11 protein-coding genes are annotated in these 20,637 nt (G+C 51.8%); 7 read left to right on the forward strand and 4 right to left on the reverse strand.

Annotated elements, in window-relative coordinates:
- Genes dapE through G3I67_RS02305 form a run of 3 tightly spaced genes read left to right on the forward strand, consistent with a single transcriptional unit; the run spans position 1 to position 4,017 of the window.
- Positions 1 to 1,140 carry a succinyl-diaminopimelate desuccinylase gene (gene dapE / locus G3I67_RS02295; RefSeq protein WP_163651332.1) on the forward strand — a complete coding sequence of 380 codons (1,140 nt, stop codon included), beginning with the start codon at positions 1 to 3 and terminating at the stop codon, positions 1,138 to 1,140.
- The gene (gene prmB, locus G3I67_RS02300) at positions 1,133 to 2,041 is read left to right on the forward strand and encodes a 50S ribosomal protein L3 N(5)-glutamine methyltransferase (protein WP_163651333.1); all 909 of its coding nucleotides are present in this window, start codon (positions 1,133 to 1,135) and stop codon (positions 2,039 to 2,041) included. The genes dapE and prmB overlap by 8 nt, the downstream gene beginning before the upstream one ends.
- On the forward strand, positions 2,038 to 4,017 hold the full coding sequence (locus G3I67_RS02305) for an ATP-binding cassette domain-containing protein (RefSeq protein WP_311197030.1): 1,980 nt from the start codon (positions 2,038 to 2,040) through the stop codon (positions 4,015 to 4,017). Before prmB ends, G3I67_RS02305 begins: the two co-directional genes overlap by 4 nt.
- A 3-nt stretch (positions 4,018 to 4,020) precedes the next feature.
- Here the strand turns inward: G3I67_RS02305 and recD are convergent, their stop codons facing one another.
- The 4 genes from recD to G3I67_RS02325 are packed head-to-tail and all read right to left on the reverse strand — an operon-like array spanning position 4,021 to position 14,268.
- Complete coding sequence (recD, locus tag G3I67_RS02310) at positions 4,021 to 6,120, reverse strand: exodeoxyribonuclease V subunit alpha (RefSeq protein WP_163651334.1); 2,100 nt, start codon at positions 6,118 to 6,120, stop codon at positions 4,021 to 4,023.
- Positions 6,117 to 9,887: an exodeoxyribonuclease V subunit beta gene (gene recB, locus G3I67_RS02315; protein WP_163651335.1), complete on the reverse strand. Its 3,771-nt coding sequence runs from the start codon at positions 9,885 to 9,887 to the stop codon at positions 6,117 to 6,119. Before recB ends, recD begins: the two co-directional genes overlap by 4 nt.
- Positions 9,884 to 13,486 carry an exodeoxyribonuclease V subunit gamma gene (recC, locus tag G3I67_RS02320; protein ID WP_163651336.1) on the reverse strand — a complete coding sequence of 1,201 codons (3,603 nt, stop codon included), beginning with the start codon at positions 13,484 to 13,486 and terminating at the stop codon, positions 9,884 to 9,886. The genes recB and recC overlap by 4 nt, the downstream gene beginning before the upstream one ends.
- Before the next feature lie 38 nt (positions 13,487 to 13,524).
- A complete protein-coding gene (locus tag G3I67_RS02325) occupies positions 13,525 to 14,268 on the reverse strand; it encodes an IclR family transcriptional regulator (protein WP_163651337.1) in 744 nt (247 codons plus the stop codon).
- A gap of 98 nt (positions 14,269 to 14,366) precedes the next feature.
- Here G3I67_RS02325 and G3I67_RS02330 point away from each other — a divergent pair, with 98 nt between their 5' ends.
- The 4 genes from G3I67_RS02330 to G3I67_RS02345 are packed head-to-tail and all read left to right on the forward strand — an operon-like array spanning position 14,367 to position 20,636.
- Positions 14,367 to 15,164, forward strand: a complete 798-nt coding sequence (locus G3I67_RS02330) for an enoyl-CoA hydratase (RefSeq protein WP_163651338.1) — start codon at positions 14,367 to 14,369, stop codon at positions 15,162 to 15,164.
- Positions 15,157 to 17,250, forward strand: coding sequence for an acetate--CoA ligase family protein (locus G3I67_RS02335; protein ID WP_311197031.1), 2,094 nt, complete (start codon positions 15,157 to 15,159; stop codon positions 17,248 to 17,250). Before G3I67_RS02330 ends, G3I67_RS02335 begins: the two co-directional genes overlap by 8 nt.
- Before the next feature lie 60 nt (positions 17,251 to 17,310).
- Entirely contained in the window at positions 17,311 to 18,279 is a 969-nt protein-coding gene (locus G3I67_RS02340; RefSeq protein WP_163651339.1) for a tripartite tricarboxylate transporter substrate binding protein, read from the forward strand.
- A gap of 14 nt (positions 18,280 to 18,293) precedes the next feature.
- Positions 18,294 to 20,636 carry an acyl-CoA dehydrogenase family protein gene (locus G3I67_RS02345; RefSeq protein WP_163651340.1) on the forward strand — a complete coding sequence of 781 codons (2,343 nt, stop codon included), beginning with the start codon at positions 18,294 to 18,296 and terminating at the stop codon, positions 20,634 to 20,636.
- The last annotated feature ends 1 nt before the right edge of the window (position 20,637 follow it).

The following is a 20,637-nucleotide window of genomic DNA, read 5'->3' on the forward strand; positions in this document are numbered from 1 at the left end:
ATGACTGACAGCCGCGTACTCTCCCTCGTCAAAGAGTTAATCACCCGTCCCTCTGTCACGCCCGAGGACAAGCAATGCCAGGAGTTGCTGATGCGGCATCTGGCGCCGCTTGGTTTCAAGGCCGAGTTTTATGAAGAAGGTGGGGTGACTAACTTATGGGCAAGACGCGGCACCGAAGGTCCCCTACTTGTCTTTGCAGGTCATACGGATGTCGTACCTCCCGGCCCGGCCGATAAATGGAGCAGCGACCCATTTATCCCGACCGAGCGTGATGGTCGCTTGTATGGCCGTGGCGCAGCTGACATGAAATCATCCATTGCCGCTTTCGTTGTTGCGTGCGAAGAATTCGTTGCTGCGCACCCGAACCACACGGGCTCAATCGCCCTGCTACTGACATCTGATGAAGAAGGCCCTGCCGTGCATGGCACAGTCATCGTCTGTGATGCCTTGCGGGCGCGTGAAGAGCGTCTGGATTACTGCATCGTCGGTGAGCCAACCTCAGTCGATAAGCTGGGCGATGTCATCAAGAACGGTCGTCGTGGATCGCTCTCGGGCAAGCTAACAGTCAAAGGCATTCAGGGACACGTGGCTTATCCGCATCTGGCGCGCAACCCGGTTCACGATGCCTCGGCTGCATTGGCCGAGCTTGCGCAAGTGCAATGGGATCAGGGCAACGAATATTTTCCGCCTACGACATTCCAGATTTCGAACGCGCATGCCGGCACGGGTGCAACCAACATCATCCCAGGTGAATTCATTATCGACTTCAACCTGCGTTTTGCCACGGCATCGACGCCCGAGCAAATCAAAAACAAAATCCATGCCGTGCTCGATAAGCACAAACTGGAATACGAACTGAACTGGACGCTTGGCGGTTCGCCCTTCCTGACGCCACGCGGCACGCTTAGCGCCGCGCTGTCCGATGCCATACAGGCCGAAACAGGCGTTCAAACCGAATTGTCCACCACAGGCGGCACGTCAGACGGTCGATTCATCGCATCGATCTGCAACGAAGTGATCGAATTCGGGCCAGTTAACGACACGATTCATAAAGTCAACGAAAACATCCTGCTTGCCGATATCGACCCGTTGAAAAATATCTATCGCCGCACCATCGAAACTCTTTTACCCGATGCTTGATCATTCACATGCTTCTCGCGACACACTCCTGACTGTTCGCGATCTGATTCGATACGCTGTATCGCGCTTTAACGCGGCCAAACTGTTTTTCGGCCACGGCTCAGATAATGCCTGGGATGAAGCAGTCTATCTGGTATTGCACGCACTGCATCTTCCACCCGATCAACTCGACCCTTTTATGGATGCACGCGTATTGCCCGAAGAGCGGCAACGCGCGCTTCATCTGATCGATCAGCGATGTGATCGACGTCTGCCTGCACCGTACCTGACTAAAGAGTCCTGGTTGCAAGGCTATCGATTCCATGTTGATGAGCGTGTAATCGTTCCGCGTTCGCCAATTGCAGAGCTGCTGATGCAACATCTCGAACCCTGGATTACCGACCCGTATGCGGTCACCAGCGTGCTGGATTTATGCACGGGATCGGGGTGTCTGGCCATCATCGCAGCACATCAGTTTCCGGATGCGCTAGTCGATGCGACCGACATCTCGCAAGATGCGATTGATGTTGCCAGAATCAATGTGCGTGAACACGCGCTGAGTGATCGACTGAACCTGCATCATGGCAGTCTATATGATCCGCTGCCTGCTGGTACGACATACGATTTGATCATCAGCAACCCTCCCTACGTCAATAGCGAGTCGATGACCAGACTGCCTGAAGAATACCGCCACGAGCCCTCTCTGGCTCTGGCAGGCGGCGACGATGGCATGGATCTGGTGCGAACCATTATCGATCAGGCTGCTGAGCACCTGAATGAAAACGGCGTGCTAGTGATTGAAATCGGTCACGAGAAACACTTTTTCGAAGAAGCGTTTCCCGAACTGGATCCGATCTGGCTGGATACTGCCGAAGCGTCGGATCAGATTCTCTTGCTCACCCGCGAGCAACTGGCATCGTGATTCGCGCCTCTGGATTGACTGTCCGGCGTGGCACCAAGGTGCTGCTGGATCAAGCGGATTTTGTCGTGCACCCCGGAGAGCGTGTCGGATTTGTCGGTAAAAACGGCGCCGGCAAGTCCACTTTATTCGCACTGCTCCAACAGGAGATCGACGCCGATGCAGGCAATCTGACTGTGCCTGCCGGGTGGCGCGTGGCCAGCGTGCAGCAAGAGATTGCATCCTGTTCGATACCTGCGCGTGAATTCGTCATTGATGGCGATGTGCATTTGCGTCAATTGCAAAAAGAAAGAAGCCTTCTCGATCAAGAACATCATGGGTCGAAAATCGCTGAACTCGAATCCGAGTTGATTGAGGCAGGCGCGTGGACAGCCAATTCGCGAGCCGAACAATTACTGGCCGGACTGGGCTTTACGCCCGAGCAATGGTCTCATCCGGTCGATAGCTTTTCCGGCGGGTGGCGCATGAGGCTTGCCCTTGCACGCGCGCTGATGGCCCCCTCTGAATTACTCTTGCTTGACGAGCCGACCAACCACCTGGATCTGGACGCCATGCTGTGGCTTGAGCGCTGGCTCGCAGCCTATAAAGGTACGGTATTGCTGATCTCTCACGATACGGAATTTTTGGATGCGGTTGCGCAGACCGTCCTTCATTTCGATCAGGGCAAACTGAATCGATATAAAGGTGGCTATCAGGATTTTGTGATTCAGCGGGCCGAGCGACTGCGTCAAGGCAAAATCGCCTGGGAGCGCCAAACGCGCGAAGCAGCAAGACTGCAAGGGTTTATCGATCGCTTCAAAGCCAAGGCTTCCAAAGCCAAGCAGGCGCAAAGCCGCGTCAAGGCGCTCGCCAGAATGGAACAGCTCGCACCCATACATGCGGAAGCCGGAATCGATATACGCATTCCCTCCCCTGAAGACATGCCCGACCCCTTGCTGGTGCTTGATGATATGCAAGCGGGTTACATGACTGATGAGGGACAAACCATTCCCATTTTGCGCGATGTGCGCCTGATGGTCAGAGGTGGCGATCGGATCGGCATTCTCGGTGTCAACGGCGCAGGCAAAAGCACGCTGGTTAAAACTCTGGCGGGTGAGCTCGACGTACAGGCCGGAAGCCGGATAGCTTCCAAAGGCCTTAAAGTCGGTTACTTCGCCCAGCACCAGCTAGACATGCTGGACCTAGACAGCAGCCCACTGCAACATTTAGCCAGACTTGCTCCGGAGACACGCGAACAAGAACTACGCAACTATCTTGGCGGATTCGGTTTTGGCGGTGAACGCGTGATGGATAAAGTCGCCCCCATGTCGGGCGGTGAAAAGGCACGTCTTGCCTTGTCGTTGATCGTTTGGCAAAAGCCCAATCTGCTGTTGCTAGATGAACCGAGTAACCATTTGGATGTCGAAACCCGCGAAGCCCTGACAACGGCACTGGCCGAATTCGGCGGCAGCATGTTGCTGGTCTCGCACGACAGGCATCTGCTACGCACAACAGTTGACACCTTCTGGATTGTGGCCGACGGCAAAGTACAACCTTTTGACGGTGATCTGGAAGATTACCGTGACTGGCTGGCACAGCGTCAAGCAAACACTCGCAGGGACGATCAGCTGATCAAGCAGCAACTCAAGCAAAGCGCTAACGATCAGTCTGGTGTCCCGGATGGAACTGATGGCGGTGCATCGGGCATGACAGCAGTTGATCGTAAGCAGCAGAAAAAGGATGAAGCCCTTGAGCGTCAAAGAATATCGCAGCTGCGTAAACCCATTGACGCCAAACTGGTCAAGGTCGAAAAAGAGCTTGAACAAGCGCAAAGCCGTCTGAAAGAGCTGGATGCGGATATCGCCGATCCGGATCTGTATTCGGACTCGCGTCGCCAGGAAAGAGTATCCAAACTGGCCGAACATGGCGAACTCACCAAGCGCATCGCTCAACTCGAAGAAGTCTGGCTCGAACTGCAAGCCGAGCTTGAGGCGCTCTAGCCTTTACGCACTGCCCAAAGCACTGCCTAAGCCGCTCGTGCGACCCGATGCACGAGCAACAGCCTGTTTAAACGATCCGGCCTGCCCTTCGAAAATAGTTAAGTACTCGCGCGCACGCGTAATACCGGTATAAATCAGTTCCCGACTCAAATGCTCATTGCGTCCGGGAGGTAGAACCAGAGCGACATGTCGGTACTCGGATCCCTGGCTTTTATGAACAGTCATCGCAAATGCCGTTTCGACATGCGCCAGACGGCTGACGGATACTGATCGCAGCTGGTCGCCATCCAGAAAATAGGCACGCAGGGCAAAAGCACCCTTATCACCCTCAACACGCCGCAAACTCGGCAGCACAACACCGACATCGCCGTTATAAACACCCAAATCAGGATCATTACGTGTCACCATGATAGGCCGTCCGGCAAACCACTCTTTGCCAGTCTTACCGGTGTTCAGTAGTCCGGCCTGTTCAAGCGCATTAAGCATGGAGTAATTAATTGCGACAGTGCCCCAGTCTCCCTGATTGACAGCGCACAGTACCCTGAATTGATCAAAGGCATTTAAAACACGTTTAATCCAGGCTTGGTGGGTATCTGGATTTTTATCTTTGAATGCATTCCATTGCTTGATTTCATTGAGATAATCTGCGAAACAAGGTTTGGCGCCGGGTCGGCCACGCACACCCAAATCCAGTACGTCACTGATAGTCGAACTCGCCAACGCCAACACCGTTTGCAGCGAATCCCTTTCAAGCAAATCAACAGCCATTTCGCAATGACCTGAATTGACTGATAAAGCAAGCTGTCCAATCGAGGCACCAAAGCGTCGACTTTCACGCAACATAACGATTTGCTGCGCTAGTAATGGAGAACCGGAACCCATGGCGCAAAACGAATCAGGTATTCTCTGTTGCGTCACCGCCCATGCATAACGTGCGGTTTGCGCACTGTAGGATCCCTTGATCGCCTCGCGGGTCAAATCCCCCATCACCGCTCCCGCCTCCACGGAATCCAATTGATCTTTGTCACCCAACAAAATCAATCTGGTTGATGGCGGTAACGCCTGCAACAACGCAGACATCATTTCAAGGTGAATCATCGATGCCTCATCCACAATCAAAACATCGAGATCAAGCTGGTTACTGGCGTTGTACCTGAACTGACGCGAATCGGACGACGCTCCCAGCAAAGCATGCAATGTTTTAGCGGCACCGATTCGACGGGCTAATTCAGTTAGATCCAAGCCATCGCCAACCTGTTGAACTAACTCTTCAAGAGCCTTGTCGATCGACTGGCGCAAACGGGCGGCCGCCTTACCGGTCGGAGCCGCCAGTGCGATCTTCAAACGATCCGGTGCTGAATCAACTGCAAACAAGGTCGCGAGCAACCGTGCAGCCGTATAGGTTTTGCCTGTACCGGGACCACCCGTGATGACTGTGAACGATGATCGCAACGCAACTGCGCAGGCAAACTTTTGCCAGTCAAACCGAGATGCCTCGGATAAATCATCCTCTGCTATGCCGGAATCAAAAAGACGCGATAGTATCGTGGCGGCACGCAATTCATCCACATTTCGGGCTTCTCCCACGCGCCGCACGATCTCTTGGAAAACAAATTGCTCGTGATTCCAATAACGACGCAGATACAGGACGGGTTCATCATGCGTACCTGCTAACACGAGCGGCCGTGACGCAACGGACTGATCAGTCGGTGCAGTGACATCCGGCATGGAAACGTCAATCAAAGATTGCACGCAAGTACTCATCAAGATCTGTTCAACCCATTCGGCCATGGCGGATGGCAATCTTGACCAAAGAGAATTCAACTCATGCTGACGATCCTCAGGCCATCCCAATAAAGCATCCGGACTCGAGATCAGCGGACGCAGCGGCAAACAGGTATGCCCGTGTCCTTCAAAATAGGCAAGCATGGCCGCACCGACCAACAAAGCATCTGAAGTCTCACCCGAATCCTGTTCAAAAATGAATTCAGCAAGCGCGCTATCCAGTCGCCTGATCCATTTCTTGTCAGACCAGCTCGACAGGATCTGCAGGCAAGACATTGCCTCAATCTGAACATCGTCATTCAGCATTGAAACAATCATGATGCCGATCCTTCCGTTTCGCCAAGCATGGCATCAAGCTCAAGCAACATATCGACCGATGGCGGCACGACATATGTCCCTTGAGAAGGGCCATTTATACCCCGTAAAAACAGATAAACAGCACCTCCCATGTGAACAAAGGGATCATAACGATCACCCAAGCGTTTTTTAAGCAACCGGTGCAACGACAGCATATACAAAGCCGCCTGCATATCATAACGATGCTCGGCCATTGATTTCTCCATTGCCGCAAAATCGTAGGCCAAGTCATCTTTGCCGAGATAATTCGATTTGTAGTCCAGCACCCAGAATTTGCCATTGTGCTCAAACACTAGATCTGCATACCCCATCAACATGCCGTGCAATTCACGATCAGGCAATGAAGATCGTGCGTGACCATTCAGTAAATGCTTGCGGCACAACTCATCCAACAAGGGAGTTTGAATTAACGATGTAGGTAACCAGAATTCCATCTCGGGCAATACCTGTTCCAGAACGTTGAGTGACGCATTCGGACCAGGCAATACGGTTTGAACGATTGCCGACAGCCACTCGACAAGGCCATCCGCATGCCTGTCATAACCGAATCTTTCGCAACGCCGCTTTAACCTGCCCTGCAGGTCAATGTCATCGGCTAATGCGAACTTTTCGCCTGCGAGCCATTCGAGCTGATCATGCAAAAAATTCCCGGCTATCGGACCTTTGTGAAAAACATGGCGAATAGCATGACTACCCTGCCCAGCAGTCTGAATGACAGGCATCAGTATCGACAAGGCATCCACATCTGCATCACTGTCCTGATCCGACTCGTCATCGGCAGGTTGAGCTATTTGCAATGCCGACAGCTGTGTTTTCAGCGGAACGATATCTTTCGTCAGCCGTGAAAAACTGCCGATCGACCAGTTTTTATCAAAATCGCAACGGTAAGGCGGATGTTCAAGCAAGCCAACCTGATCCGATTTCCGGACCAAACGGGTTAACGCAATTTGGGGTGAAGCCGGAACCAATCTTACCCACTCAGATGCTACAGGCACGTGATCGCTTATATCTTGCACAAAGGCTTCCAGCGGTTCAATCCACTTGGCTGGCTCGTCAATTTCATGGCCACCATTCAACAAATATCCGATCGCACTTTGATGAGAGATACACGTTTTTGTATTTCGAAATTTAACAGCCGAAAATCCAACCCACAAAGCATGGCGTGCACGCGTCAGGCCAACGTACAGGAGTCGCAGATCTTCCTTCAGTCTTTCACGATCAGCCCGTTCAGTCATTTCTGAATTCAACTTGAGAATCAGATTGCGCTTTCCCTGCTCATCAGGCACATCCATGAAGCTGGAATCTTCCTTTTTTGCGGCCCGAAAGCTTGTCACAAAAGGCAGCAGCACGACCTGATATTCCAAGCCTTTACTTTTATGTATCGTAATGACTTTTACCAAATCCTCATCGCTCTCAAGACGAACGATCTGATCCTCGCTCGCTTGAGACTGCTCTTCCATTTCGGTTTTAAACCAGCGAATCAAAGCCTGCTCGCCCTCCAGATGAGTGCTTGCCGACTGCAGCAATTCGGACAAATGCAAGAAATTAGTGAGACTGCGCTCGCCTTCGGATTCTTTCAGCCAGCGCGACGGCAGATCGAATTGATGCAATGTCCGTCGCAACATGGCAAGCACACCCTGCGACTGCCAGACGGATTGCAAATCACGCAAGCGCTCGGCCTGAGTATCGAAGGCCTCTTCGTCCTGCGCGAGATTTTGAAGATCAGCAAGCGAAAATCCGATCATGCGCGTGGCCAAAGCAGCCCGAACAAAACGGACATTTCCGGGCATGGAAACAGCTTGCAACCAGAAATAAAGATCTCGTGCCTCAGGACTATTAAATACGGAATCTTTGTCCGATAGGTATACCGACGAGACGCCTCTTCTACTTAAATGTTTGCGAACCGCAGCAGCTTCTTTGCCTGTTCTGACCAGAACCGCGATATCCTTGGGACGAAGCGGAACTGTTTTCTTGCCGTCTTCGGCAAATCCAGCCTGCGCATCATTGAGCCAACCAACAATCTGCTCGGCGCATAGCGCCGAAAAGTTGTCGCGCAATTGATCTGCCGACTGCAGATCAGTCAGCGAATGCACTAAAGTGAGTGCGGGAACCATGCCCGTTGAATCTACAAAATATTCAGCACGCCCATTTGCCTGTACATCGACAAACGGCAACGGATTGCCCGGAAATCTTTTAAACAAAAAGGCGCCGTCCGGGCGATTCGGATGGCGATCCACTCGGCTAAAAAGCCGGTTCACCACATTCACCACAGCATGGGTCGAGCGATAATTGGTCTTCAACACATACTGCCGACCCTTGGTCGCTTGACGAGCCTTGATGTAACTATAAATATCAGCCCCCCTGAAACCGTAAATCGATTGTTTGGGGTCACCGATCAGCAGCAATGCAGTTTGATCACTGTTCGAACTGGCACGATAAATCTGATCAAAAATATTGAACTGAAGTGGCGATGTATCCTGAAACTCGTCGATCAGCGCAACGGGATATTGAGACAAAATCCTCTGACGCAATCGTTCGCCACTGGCCGGTGTCGACAATGCACGATCCAATCTGTAAAGCATGTCGGCAAAACCAAAGGTGCCTGCTTCACGCTTGAGTTTGGCTAGTCGCACCGAAATCCAGAGGGCGGCATGACGACGCAACGGTGCTTTAATATCATTTACAAACTCGATGTCTTCACGCAGTTCGCCAAAAGCCTTGAACTCGGCAGGCAACTCATACGGACCGGAGCCAACGACTCTAACCTCTTCCATTCCCTTCGGAGTAAACCTGTCCCACCCGGTCTTGAGGGTCGGCTCTTTAAATGCATCCGGATCATCGCACCACGCAATTAATGAATTTAGCCATCCGGTGTAGCTGGGTTTCTTCAAACTTCTTGTGTTCCAGCCTTTTTTTAATACAGGATTATCGATCTGACCATTGAGCCACTCCAGCATCGCCCGGGCATTTGTGCGCCAGACAGACTTAAGCTGCCCTAATTCATGATTTCTCTTTGCAACTGCAGCATCGATTCTTGCCTCGATCGAATCCAGTCCAATATCGTCCTGAACGTCTTTATCCAGCAAATATTTCATATCCCCGATCAAGGCATTGACACTCGGCCAGACAGACAAAACTGTACTCAAATGATCTACACTCAAGGGATAACATTGCTGCCGCCAATAGTCCTGACAAGCTTCTATACGCAATAAATCCTCATCGGCGACCAATTCTTCATCGAACAGGCAACCACTATCGAAGGCATGCTCCTTAAGCATGCGTTGACACCAGGCATCAATCGTATGAACTGCAGCTTCGTCCATACTTTCAGCCGCCATGGCTAGTCGCCAGGAAGCCTGATCGCGTGATTTACCTGACGGATAGTCATGACGCAATGAAATTAGAAAATCGTCTTCTTGTCTCGCCTGGGTTTCTTCCCTAAAGTACCTGACCGCTTCAATCAGTCGCCCCCTGATCCGTTCGGACAGTTCGCGCGTGGCCGCTCTGGTAAAAGTCATCACCAGAATCTCGGAAGGCAATCTAGCCTTCGAAAAATTTTGTTCATTGCCCAAATCGGGATCATGCCCAAGAACCAACCGCACGTATAGCGCAGCGATCGTCCAAGTCTTGCCAGTACCCGCGCTCGCTTCAATCAGACGGCTTCCAAATAGCGGAAACGTCAAAGGCTTCAAGTCCTGCAAGTCAATCGATTCATCACGAATAGTCATGATGACTCTCCGATCGCATCTTCAGCATGATCATCATCGGTTGAAAAACCGGATGCATGCGGATGAGTCGTTACGCACAACGCGCACCAGTCAATCAGTGGTTGATAGATTCGAGGCGCTAGCGTCACAAAATCAGTTTCAAGCAAAGCGTCAAAATCCGGATATTCACGGCTCAGACACATCTCCTGATTTTCACCAGGCTTCGGATCCCCGCCACTGAAGCTTTCCTGTCCTTCATAGGCATCGACTGCGGGCTTGGGTCTTTTAACAGGATTGTCCTGCGTAGACTTCGCACTTGCAATTGCATAAGCAATCGCGGTTTTTAACGGCAAAGGAACCGGGCGAGCCATCCCAATCTTCCACAACGACATCAGCATATCCAGAACTTGTTTAGCAAGCTCTTTATTAACGGGTTGAATGTAGGCTACAACATCTCTCCCAACGATCACCTGTCGCAATTTGACATCGCAACTAGCGGCCACCAGGCTCATAACCCAAGCATTCAGTAATCTATCGGGCCTGACCGAAGACTTCTTGGTCGAATACGATTGTTCGCAAAGCTTTCCTGACTCCACACTCAGTCCGACTGCCTCAACTTCTTCGCCCTGCATCTCAGCGCCCGGTTCATGCAAATGATGCAACCAGTCTTCCAGCACCACACCATCATGTGACGTCCTGACAGAACGACGTGGCGCTTCAATGCCGCATCTGGATTTTTCGATCACCAGACTACCCAAAATCATTTTTAAAACCTGCTCGAGATCATGCTGCACAAGCTCACCGAGCACCTGGGGAGGCAATCGGCCTGCCCTGCGCATTTGCGCAAGACGGCTATCGACAAAAGAGCCTATCGAATCCGCGTCAAGATCGGCAGGACAATCAGCAAGCAATTCTTGAACGAAATAGTATCTTTCCAGATGATCGATACCAAACGGTTCGTCATCAAAATCCTGCTCTTGCTGATGATCGAATACAACACTTAGGCTCTGCCTGAAAAATGCTTTTACAGGGTTGCGCAAGAACGTCACTAACTGCTGAATCGTTAAAGTCGGAAGACTGTCCGGCGCACGAGTAGAAAAAAGATCGCCTCGTTTCCAATCATCCTGCGTCGCTCCAAGCGTTAATTGTTCATCTAGCTGTACAGAGTGAGCCGCACGCCATTCGGACGCATAAGTTCTCAATCCTGAGTCCGGCTCGAAATACTTTCGACTAAAAGGTTGAAGCGGATGAAAAGTTGTACGAGAGTCGACGCAATCATTACCCCAATGTGCTTGAAGATAATCACGTAACTGCGCTATCAAGACCGATGGAGGTTGATCACTGTTGTCTTTGACACTTTTTCCGGTCCAACTCACATAAAGCGTTCTGCGTGCCGAAAGCACCGCTTCCAGTAGCAGTTGGCGATCATCTTCGCGCCGCGAGCGATCGCCCGGACGTCCCACGCCTTTTAGTTTCATCAAGTCAAAGTCGCTTCGCACTGAGGCGCGCGGATAGTCTCCTTCGTTCATGCCAAGCAGGCAAACCACTTCAAACGGAATCACCCGCATTGGCATTAGCGAGCAAAAGGTCACCCCTCCCGCCCTGAAACGTCGATTCAAGGTCGGTCGGTCTAGCGCCTCAAGCCAAGATGCACGGGCAACACTCAGTGGTACCTGTTGGACATAGTCAGCTTGTTCGCAGGCACGCTGCCAGACGTTCAATGCCGCATTCAATGCGCTTATCGCCTGTTTATCCGTTTCTTCTTTAGCACTCACGAGACTCGTCAATAACTGCCGACCGCGTTGAACCCATTCGTCGGGTGTGGCAACGACGCGCGCGATAGTCCACCAGTCGGTCAGTGTTTTCAGAAAATGCGCCAACGAGCCTGCTAGTTCAGCCTCGAGTCCACCGACTTCGACATACGGATCGATTCCGTTAAAGCTGTTGTCATCCGTCAACCCTGCGAGCGAGCCGCTGCAATACCCAAGCAACATGCGTTGCAAACCAAATAATGCGGTATTTTGCTCACCACAGGCATCAAGCTGCAAATCATGGCGTTGCCCCTGATTCAATCCCCAGCGTATACCGGATCCTTCCATCCATGCGACCAATTTTGGCAACGCATCCTGACTGATGCCGAAACGACCTGCAATCGCAGGGACTTCAAGCAAATCGATCAATTCACTTAATCGGGTGCGTTGTTGCGGAATGCGCAATAGCCACTCGACAGCGCTAATCAGCGGACTATCCGCTTGAGCGCCGAGGTCGGAGATATCGAAGGGAATAAATCTCTGATCGGTACGCTTGTACTGTCCGAACACGGCACGTATGGCCGGTGCCATTTGTTCGATATCGGGAACCATCACGACGATATCGCGTGGCTGTAATTTCTTGCCATCCGTTGAGGGTTGGGACAGATACTGAAGCAAGCAATCGTGCAAAATCTCAATTTCACGTACCTTGCTATGAGCCACATGAAACACGATTGAGCGATCCTGCCGCGCAATCGCGTGCGTGTCCGGACTAGGCGGAGTAGGTTCAAGATCACGAATCTGGCGCTGAATCCGTTGCAGCATGCTCCCTTGATTGACAGCCGTATCGTCAAACAAATCGAGTTTCAGACTGGCAAACTGAAGGCGTGTTTGTGTGGCATCGTCGAATTCATCAAGCTGACGAATGAAATCCCTGCTTTGACGACCCCAGGACGCCAATAATGCATTGGCCTTGAGATGCATTTGATCGATATCGATGGCGCCCAGATCAATGCCATCGCGATTGGCATGGCGTCGCCGGATCGCACGCAGCATTTCGCGACCTTCAATAATGTCGCCCCAATAATGCCGACAGGGATTAAACACTGCAAGAATCACCTGCGCATGTCGGCTCAAGGCAGCCAACTCTTTCAAACTGGACAATGGGAACTGACTGACACAAAACACCACGACACGACGCGCGACTTTAGCTTTAACCGTATCTGACTGCATTAACCGATCGAGCACTTTGCGATGCAAACGCGGACGAATCACCTCTTGTTCCGGTTCGCTCAACGTACCTAACAATGCTCGCCAGAGTTTGGGCTGCCAACGCTGATCAGGTGGCAGATCCCTTTCTGAACCATCACCCAGTATCAGAACGTCGCGACCACTTGCCCAGGCTTCAAGCCAATCGGCACGATAAATCTGGTACTGATCGAACTGATCGGCAAGCCTTGCCGCAAGCTGCAACTGGCGATCGGGTTCGTCTGCTTTCAGGAACCCATCGATCGGCTCAAAGTCGGGATCACTCAACAATGTTGGCAGCAGCTTCATGACCCGCCAGGTCATGGGGATCTTATCCAGCGGCGAGTCGGACGGCACCGCATCCCTGCCAAGCACTTGACGATAGGTTTGCCACATGAACTTCGCGGGCAGCGCGACACGCGTCGCGGCATACACCCCGCCCATCGTGGCCAGCTCCATTTTGAGCCATTCCGCCATGCCATTGCTTTGAACCAGAAAAATCTCTTCTTCCAGAGGGTTCAGCGGATTGTTCGAAAGCCATGTCACGACAGTCTCTGCCAGGCTTTCGGACAAATTACTATGCAAGACGATCAAACCCGGGCGAATGTGTGTTTGTGGCATACGTTGCAACGCAAAGTCTCAGAAATGATGACCTGAGTTTACTTTATCGCATCCACCAAAATCTTCGATAACTCTCTGCGCCTGCCAACATCCATTCTGCTTGCGATTGCCCCGAAGCTCAGCGCGGCCTGCATGCCGAAACCAACAGGAATCGCAGCCCCTACCCCTGCGACACCATGCGTGATCGAATCGACTGTTTCGGAAAAACCGTTTTTCCTTGTGTTTTTAATTGCTTTGCGCAACTGAGACACGCTCAGCCCCGCTTGTAGATACTCTTGCTGGTGACGCGCGTAGATCTGTTCTATTTCTTCATCATCCAAACCCGCCAGCATGGCCAAACCGCCCGCCCCCACACCGATTAATCTTCGCTCGCCGACATCGATCGTGAACACCTTGACAGGAAACGATCCAGTCTCGCGATGTAGACACAACGCCTCATCGCCCTGCCGGATCACCAGAAATACCGTGTCCCCGGACAGGCGAGCCAGTTTTTGCATAATGGGGCGAAATTTTTCAAGCAACGGCATGCGGTTCATGACGGCGAATCCCAATTGCATCGCCTGCAATCCGAGACGATAGCGTTTGCCCGATGCGTCCTTCTCGACAAACCCTTCTTCAATCAGGCAAGTCAAAAGCCGATGCGCAGTTGATCTGACCAGCCCGCTCGACACCACGATATCGGACAGACGCATGCCCGTCTCATGCTGCGATGCCAAAAGCTTGAGCAAAACAAGCGCCCGACGCACGCTTTGGGCACCGTCAATATTTTTAATTATGTCCATATTATGGGAAATTTAAGAGTTTATTGTTTCCTGATGAGAATTATCTGATTAGAGTTAACCAAAAGCAATGAGTAATCAATTCAATACAGGAAGACAACATGAGCTACGAATTCATCATGACCGAACAAAACGGTCCGGTCTGCACCATCAGTCTCAATCGGCCACAACAACGCAATGCACAAAGCCAGCAGTTACTTGATGAACTGGATGCCGCGCTGACTGCGGCTCAAAAGGATGATTCCGTCCGAGTTGTCATCATCGCCGGCAAAGGAGATCACTTTTCCGCGGGCCATGACCTAAAAGAAGCGCAGGAAAAACGCGCAAACTTTACCGTCGAACAACGCTGGGCATATGAAGAGCTTCGTTATTTCGATTACTGCATGCGTATCTGGGATTTTCCAAAGCCCGTAATTGCTCAAGTTCAAGGCGCCTGTGTGGCGGGTGGTTTCATGATCGCCAACATGTGCGACCTGATCGTTGCATCGGATGATGCTTTTTTCTCGGATCCGGTCGGACAAACCCTTGCAACGGCCGCAGTCGAGGTTCTGATCCACCCCTGGGTCATGGGATTGCGTAAAGCCAAGGAATTTCTCTACACCGGCATGAGACTGACCGCGCAAGATGCAAAGGAAATCGGCATGATCAATCGCGTGGTCCCGCGCGCGGAACTGGAATCGGCAACGATGGAAATGGCTCAAAAGATCGCACAAGCCGCTCCATTCGGCCTGAAGCTCACGAAAAAATCACTGAATCGCACACTCGACGCACAAGGACTTCGCGAATCGCTTTCCGCTCATTTCGACACCCACCAGCTCAGCCATATGACTGAGGAGTTCAAAACATTGCGCGATCAAGGCCTGGCCAAAGCCATTCAAAAGGGAGCCAAAAGTGTCTAAACACTTGGGTTCGCTGCTCGACCCCCAATCTATCGCTGTCATTGGCGCCACAAACAATCCCGGGCGCATCGGTGGCATGCCGCTGGACATGATGAGCCACTTCGGATTCAAGGGTCAGGTCTATCCGGTCAATCCCAAATATTCGGACATGTTCGGCTACACCTGCTATCCGGATATCGAGTCCCTGCCCCACACGCCTGACCTGGCCGTATTGGCTATTGCCGCGGATGATGTCACTCCCATGCTCAAGCGTTGCCATAATCGCGGAATCCGGGCTGCAATTGTTTACGCAGCCGGCTTTGCCGAGGCTGGGGCCAAAGGATTGGCTCTGCAAAAAGAAATGGAAGAATTCGTTTCTCAAAGTGGCATGGTGGTGGCAGGACCGAATTGCATGGGATTCGCCAACCTGAATTCACATGCATATACCGCCTTTGCGTCCATTTTCAAGATGGTTCCACCACAATCCGGACCTGGATCGACAGCCGTTCTGACACAAAGCGGTAATGTGTGTTCGGCGCTTTTCGCAATGGGACGCGAGCGTGGCATTCAATTCAGTCACTTTATCAACACCGGCAACGAAGCATGCGTCGAATACTCTGAATATCTGGGGTATATGGCGCAAGATCCCAATACAGACTGCGTGCTCGGGTATATCGAACAACTGCGCGACGGATCCGGTTTTATCCGCGCGGCACATCAATTTGCCAAACAGCAAAAACCACTCATCCTGTATAAAGCGGGCGAAACCGATAAAGGATCGGAAGCGGTTCAGTCGCACACGTCAGCTTTGGCTGGCAATATGGACGTGTATCGATCCGCATTCGCGCAGATGAACGTGATTGCATCGAACGATTTCGCTCAAATGGTCAATTTGGCCTATCTGGCCAAATTCAAGCATCGCAAAGGCGGTAAACGCGTAGCGATCGTGACCATGTCGGGCGCCATGGGAGCCATTCTTGCCGACAAATGCATTTTGGCCGGACTGGAAGTTCCCAATCTGTCTACAGAAGAACAAATGGCATTGCGCGCCGGCATACCCGACTATGGCATGGTCTCGAACCCGATCGATGTCACCGGCAATTTAGTCAATACGCCCGAATTCGCAAGATCGGCCTTGACTACATTAGCCACATCGCCCAATGTCGATGTATTGGTCGTGACCGCCCCGGGCTACCTTCTGGACCGAATGAGCGAATATCTGATCGAAATCGCAGCAAAGACGGATAGGTTGATCGTTGCGGTCGATACAGGCAAGGCGACATGTCGCGACAAACTGACGGCATCCGGCGTAGCCGTATTCGACGATGTGGGGCGTAGCATTCAAGCTCTTGGACCCTTTTGCCAATGGCTTGAAAGGCGGGACGCAGCGTTGAAATGGTTTGACTTGAACGAGCAAGCGACACTATCGACGCATTCAAAAGGTCGCATCGATAAAAAACTCAACGAACATGAAACCAGAAAGTTGTTGTCTAAGTTCGGACTGCCACCCATCAATGAACTTACAGCAACCGGACCTGAAGAAGCAATCAAGGCAGCCGACACAATCGGGTACCCGGTTGTCGTAAAAATCCTCAGCGCCGACGTACCGCATAAGACAGAGCTCAATGCGATCAAACTCGGGCTGGATTCGGCGCTGGCGGTATCTGAAGCGACTTCAGACATTCTCAGTCGAGTCACTCGCGCCAAACCGGACGCGCAAATCGACGGGGTTCTTGTTCAGCCAATGAAAAAAGGGGTAGCTGAATTAATTATCGGGATTACAACGGATCAAGTGTTCGGGCCGGTGATGACTGTTGGCCTTGGAGGCGTGCTCACTGAAATCTATCGGGATGTATCTCACCGCATCTTGCCTGTAGACGAAGATATTGCGCATCAAATGCTTCAGGAACTGAAAGCCTATCCGCTTCTGGATGGATACCGAGGCCGACCGCTTGCGGACAAAGGTGCAGTCATGCAAACCATGCAAGCTGTTTCTGAGTCATTCAACGCGTTTTTGAATATTCGGGAGCTTGAAATCAATCCGCTGCTTGTGCATGAATCAGGACATGGCGCATCTGCTATCGATGCGTTGATTGTTATCGAATAACCGGATCCACATAGCATCATCAACAGAAAAAACAGATTTACATTTAACTGGAGACTCAATATGCGTTACATCACACGTTTGCTTTCCGGCCTGGCTCTCGCTGCTGCAGCGATCGCGCCTGTTGTGGCACAAACCTATCCGAACAAGCCGATCAAATTGATACTACCTTTCCCGCCCGGTGGCGCAACCGATGTCATGTCCCGGATTCTGGCCGAAAAGCTGACACCCAGACTAGGCCAGACTGTTATCGTCGAAAACAAGCCGGGTGCCGGCACCATGCTTGCATCCGAATTTGTCGCAAAAGCGCCTGCAGATGGATATACCCTGCTGATGGCGGCTTCATCGCTGGTGATCGCTCCGTCCTTGTATTCGAAGGTGAACTATGATCCGATCAAGGACTTCACTCCTGTCACCCAAGTAGCGGCCGTAATTCATCTGGTTGTCGTCAATCCTAACCTGCCGGTCAAATCGATTCAGGATCTGATCGCATACCTGAAAGCTAATCCCGGCAAAGTCAGTTATGGCTCGACAGGTAGCGGCACATCCACCCATCTAGAAGCTGAGCTATTCAAGAAAATGGCCGGAGTGGACATCACGCACATCCCTTATAAAGGCAGTACACCGGCACTGGCCGATCTGGTTGGCGGTCAGACCTCAATGATGTTCGATCCAATCGCATCCTCCAAGCCATATCTCGAGAGCGGTCGCTTGCGCGCGATCGCAGTGACAACAGCGCAGCGCTCTGTATCTGCGCCTGAACTGCCGACCGTTGCAGAATCAGGCTTGCCAGGTTATGAAGCCATGCCCTGGCTTGGCATTGTCGCACCTGCCGGCACGCCAAAACCTGTAGTCGATCTCCTCTACAAAGAAGTGGGTGAGGTTTTAAAGCTTCAGGATGTGAAAGATCGCTTTAAATCCCTCGGGCTGGACATTATTGGAAACACGCCTGCCCAATTTGCCACCTTCATAGAAAAGGATCAGAAAAAATGGGCCCAAGTCATTAAAGATTCAGGCGCCAAAGTCGATTAATCAAGAAGAATTCGATGCAGCTACATTTAAACGAAGAACAAAACCAAATCGAATCAAGTGTTGCCGACGTATTAAGCAACGAGTATTCATTTACGCAACGCTTGAAATCGATCCAATCGCGCGATGGGATCAATCCTGAAGTATGGAAGCAATTTGCTGTTCTTGGATGGCTGGGATTGAGTTTGAGCGAGCAGTCCGGGGGACTAGGATTAGGGCTGCTCGAATCCGGATTGTTGATGAAGGGGCTGGGGCGACATCTGGTTATCGAGCCCGTTTGGTCCAGCACCATGCTCACGGCACAGGTTTTACAAACATGCGCGCCTAACCGCATCGATATCATCGAACGATTGATCCAGGGACAGTCATGCGCAGCCCTTGCACATCCGGGAATCACATCGATCGATTCGATCGAGCCGGTTTTCGATGCAATACGGACTCCAACCGGATATCTACTGAATGGCGAACTCAAGATTTGCCCGGGCGCACCTTGCGCTGACGATTTAATCGTTTTCGCCAAGCTGAAGGACGACTCGCAAAGCAGACCAGTGTTATTTCATCTCGACGCAAAACACGCAGGCGTTGCTATCGAATCTTTCAAAATGCTGGATGGATCAAGGGCCGGCCATATCCGTTTGAGCAACGTGCAAATCGGAGCCCATCAACTGCTTTCCAATGATCCGAGCGTCGCAACCAAAACCCGTCACGCAATTGCCCGTGCGATGCTGCTGCTTTGCTGGGAAGCGCTAGGATCCATGTCGGCGGCTTTCGACCAAACATGCTCTTATGTCGCGACACGAACGCAGTTCGGTCGGGCGCTGAATGAATTCCAAGTCGTTCAGCACAAGCTGGCCGAGATGGCGGTTTTGTGCAAAGAGGCGCGCGCGATCTGCGAACTTGGCGTGATTCAAGCCGAACATGAGCCGGACAATATCCTGGATATCGCCATGCGCGTCAAAGCCAAGGTCAGTCGGTGCGCCCAAGCCGTTTCTAAGGATTGCGTGCAGTTGCATGGCGCTATGGGCGTGACTGAAGAGCTGCCGATTGCCAGTCATTTCAGAAAACTGCTCTGGTTTCAAACGATTTGGGGCATCTCCGACGAACTGGATCAGCAATCGGGTGCTTCGCGCTTAGCGTCAGGCGACGCTTATCAAAGCGCGGTATTTTCATCTGATGATCAATACGATTCATCCGATCTTGCGTTTCGTGATTCAATTCAGGCTTTTGTATCCGCAAACCTGACAGAGTCTCTGATGCTCGGGCAGCGTTACACCACAGAGATGTATCCAGAGCCCGAGTATTCACGACCCTGGGTCAAACTGCTCGCCAAACAAGGATGGAGCGTGCCTTTATGGCCCAAAGAATGGGGTGGCACGGGGTGGACACCCTTGCAAAGATACATATTCGAACATGTATGCGCGCAGGCAGGCACACCGCTTGTGCATCCGATGGGGCCGCGACTGGTCGGACCGGTTATTTTGAAATTCGGAACCGAACAACAGAAAAAATCTCTCTTGCCCTCTATCGTCAATGGAGAGTCATATTGGTGTCAGGGATTTTCTGAACCCGGCGCGGGATCGGACCTGGCATCGCTTAAATTGCAAGCTGTTCGGGACGGTGATGATTACGTCCTAAATGGCTCAAAGATCTGGACTACCCATGCGCATCACGCCGACTGGATGTTCGCCCTGGTCAGAACCAGCAACGAAGGCAAAAAACAAACCGGCATCAGCTTCGTGGTTTTGCGTATGGATACTCCGGGCATTCATGTGCGCCCCATCCATACGATTGGAGGTGACCATGACGTCAATGAGATTTTTTTCGATGACGTGCGTGTTCCGGTCAATCAGCGTATCGGTGAGGAAGGTCAAGGCTGGGATTGTGCGAAATATCTGCTCGAATTTGAGCGTGGTGCCGGTATCTACAGCCCACGCCTGCGCGCAGGACTTAAGCGCGTAGGGTTAATGCTTCAATCATTGGATACAAACGGAAAATCGGTTCAAAATCATCCCCAGCTGTTGAGAAAATTCGCAGAGGTGGCGGTCGATCTGGATACGTTCGAAATGCTCGAATTGCAGACATTGATTTCGATCGGCACCGGTGGAGACATCGGGGATGTTTCATCGATACTCAAATTGCGAGCTAGCCGGCTCAAGCAACATATTGGTGAACTCGGTGTCTATCTGATGAAAGACCGGGCATTGCGCTGGGATGCCGGTCAAATTGACCTGCAAGCGCTAAGCGATGAGCAAAAACTCACAAAAACGGTGCTTGGCGATTACCTGAATAGCCGAGCATACACAATCTTTGGCGGGGCGTCGGAAATACAACTAGGAATTATCGCTCGCGGATTGGTATAGT

The sequence above is a fragment of the Sheuella amnicola genome, from assembly GCF_010499255.1.
Taxonomy (GTDB): Bacteria; Pseudomonadota; Gammaproteobacteria; order Burkholderiales; family Burkholderiaceae_B; genus Zwartia; species Zwartia amnicola.

What these genes read in the sequence shown, in the direction of transcription:
- dapE (WP_163651332.1), top strand. Translation starts at nt 1, where the DNA reads ATGACTGACAGCCGCGTACTCTCCCTCGTCAAAGAGTTAATCACCCGT.
- prmB (WP_163651333.1), top strand. Translation starts at nt 1,133, where the DNA reads ATGCTTGATCATTCACATGCTTCTCGCGACACACTCCTGACTGTTCGC.
- recD (WP_163651334.1), bottom strand. Translation starts at nt 6,120, where the DNA reads ATGATTGTTTCAATGCTGAATGACGATGTTCAGATTGAGGCAATGTCT.
- recB (WP_163651335.1), bottom strand. Translation starts at nt 9,887, where the DNA reads ATGACTATTCGTGATGAATCGATTGACTTGCAGGACTTGAAGCCTTTG.
- recC (WP_163651336.1), bottom strand. Translation starts at nt 13,486, where the DNA reads ATGCCACAAACACACATTCGCCCGGGTTTGATCGTCTTGCATAGTAAT.
- G3I67_RS02325 (WP_163651337.1), bottom strand. Translation starts at nt 14,268, where the DNA reads ATGGACATAATTAAAAATATTGACGGTGCCCAAAGCGTGCGTCGGGCG.
- G3I67_RS02330 (WP_163651338.1), top strand. Translation starts at nt 14,367, where the DNA reads ATGAGCTACGAATTCATCATGACCGAACAAAACGGTCCGGTCTGCACC.
- G3I67_RS02340 (WP_163651339.1), top strand. Translation starts at nt 17,311, where the DNA reads ATGCGTTACATCACACGTTTGCTTTCCGGCCTGGCTCTCGCTGCTGCA.
- G3I67_RS02345 (WP_163651340.1), top strand. Translation starts at nt 18,294, where the DNA reads ATGCAGCTACATTTAAACGAAGAACAAAACCAAATCGAATCAAGTGTT.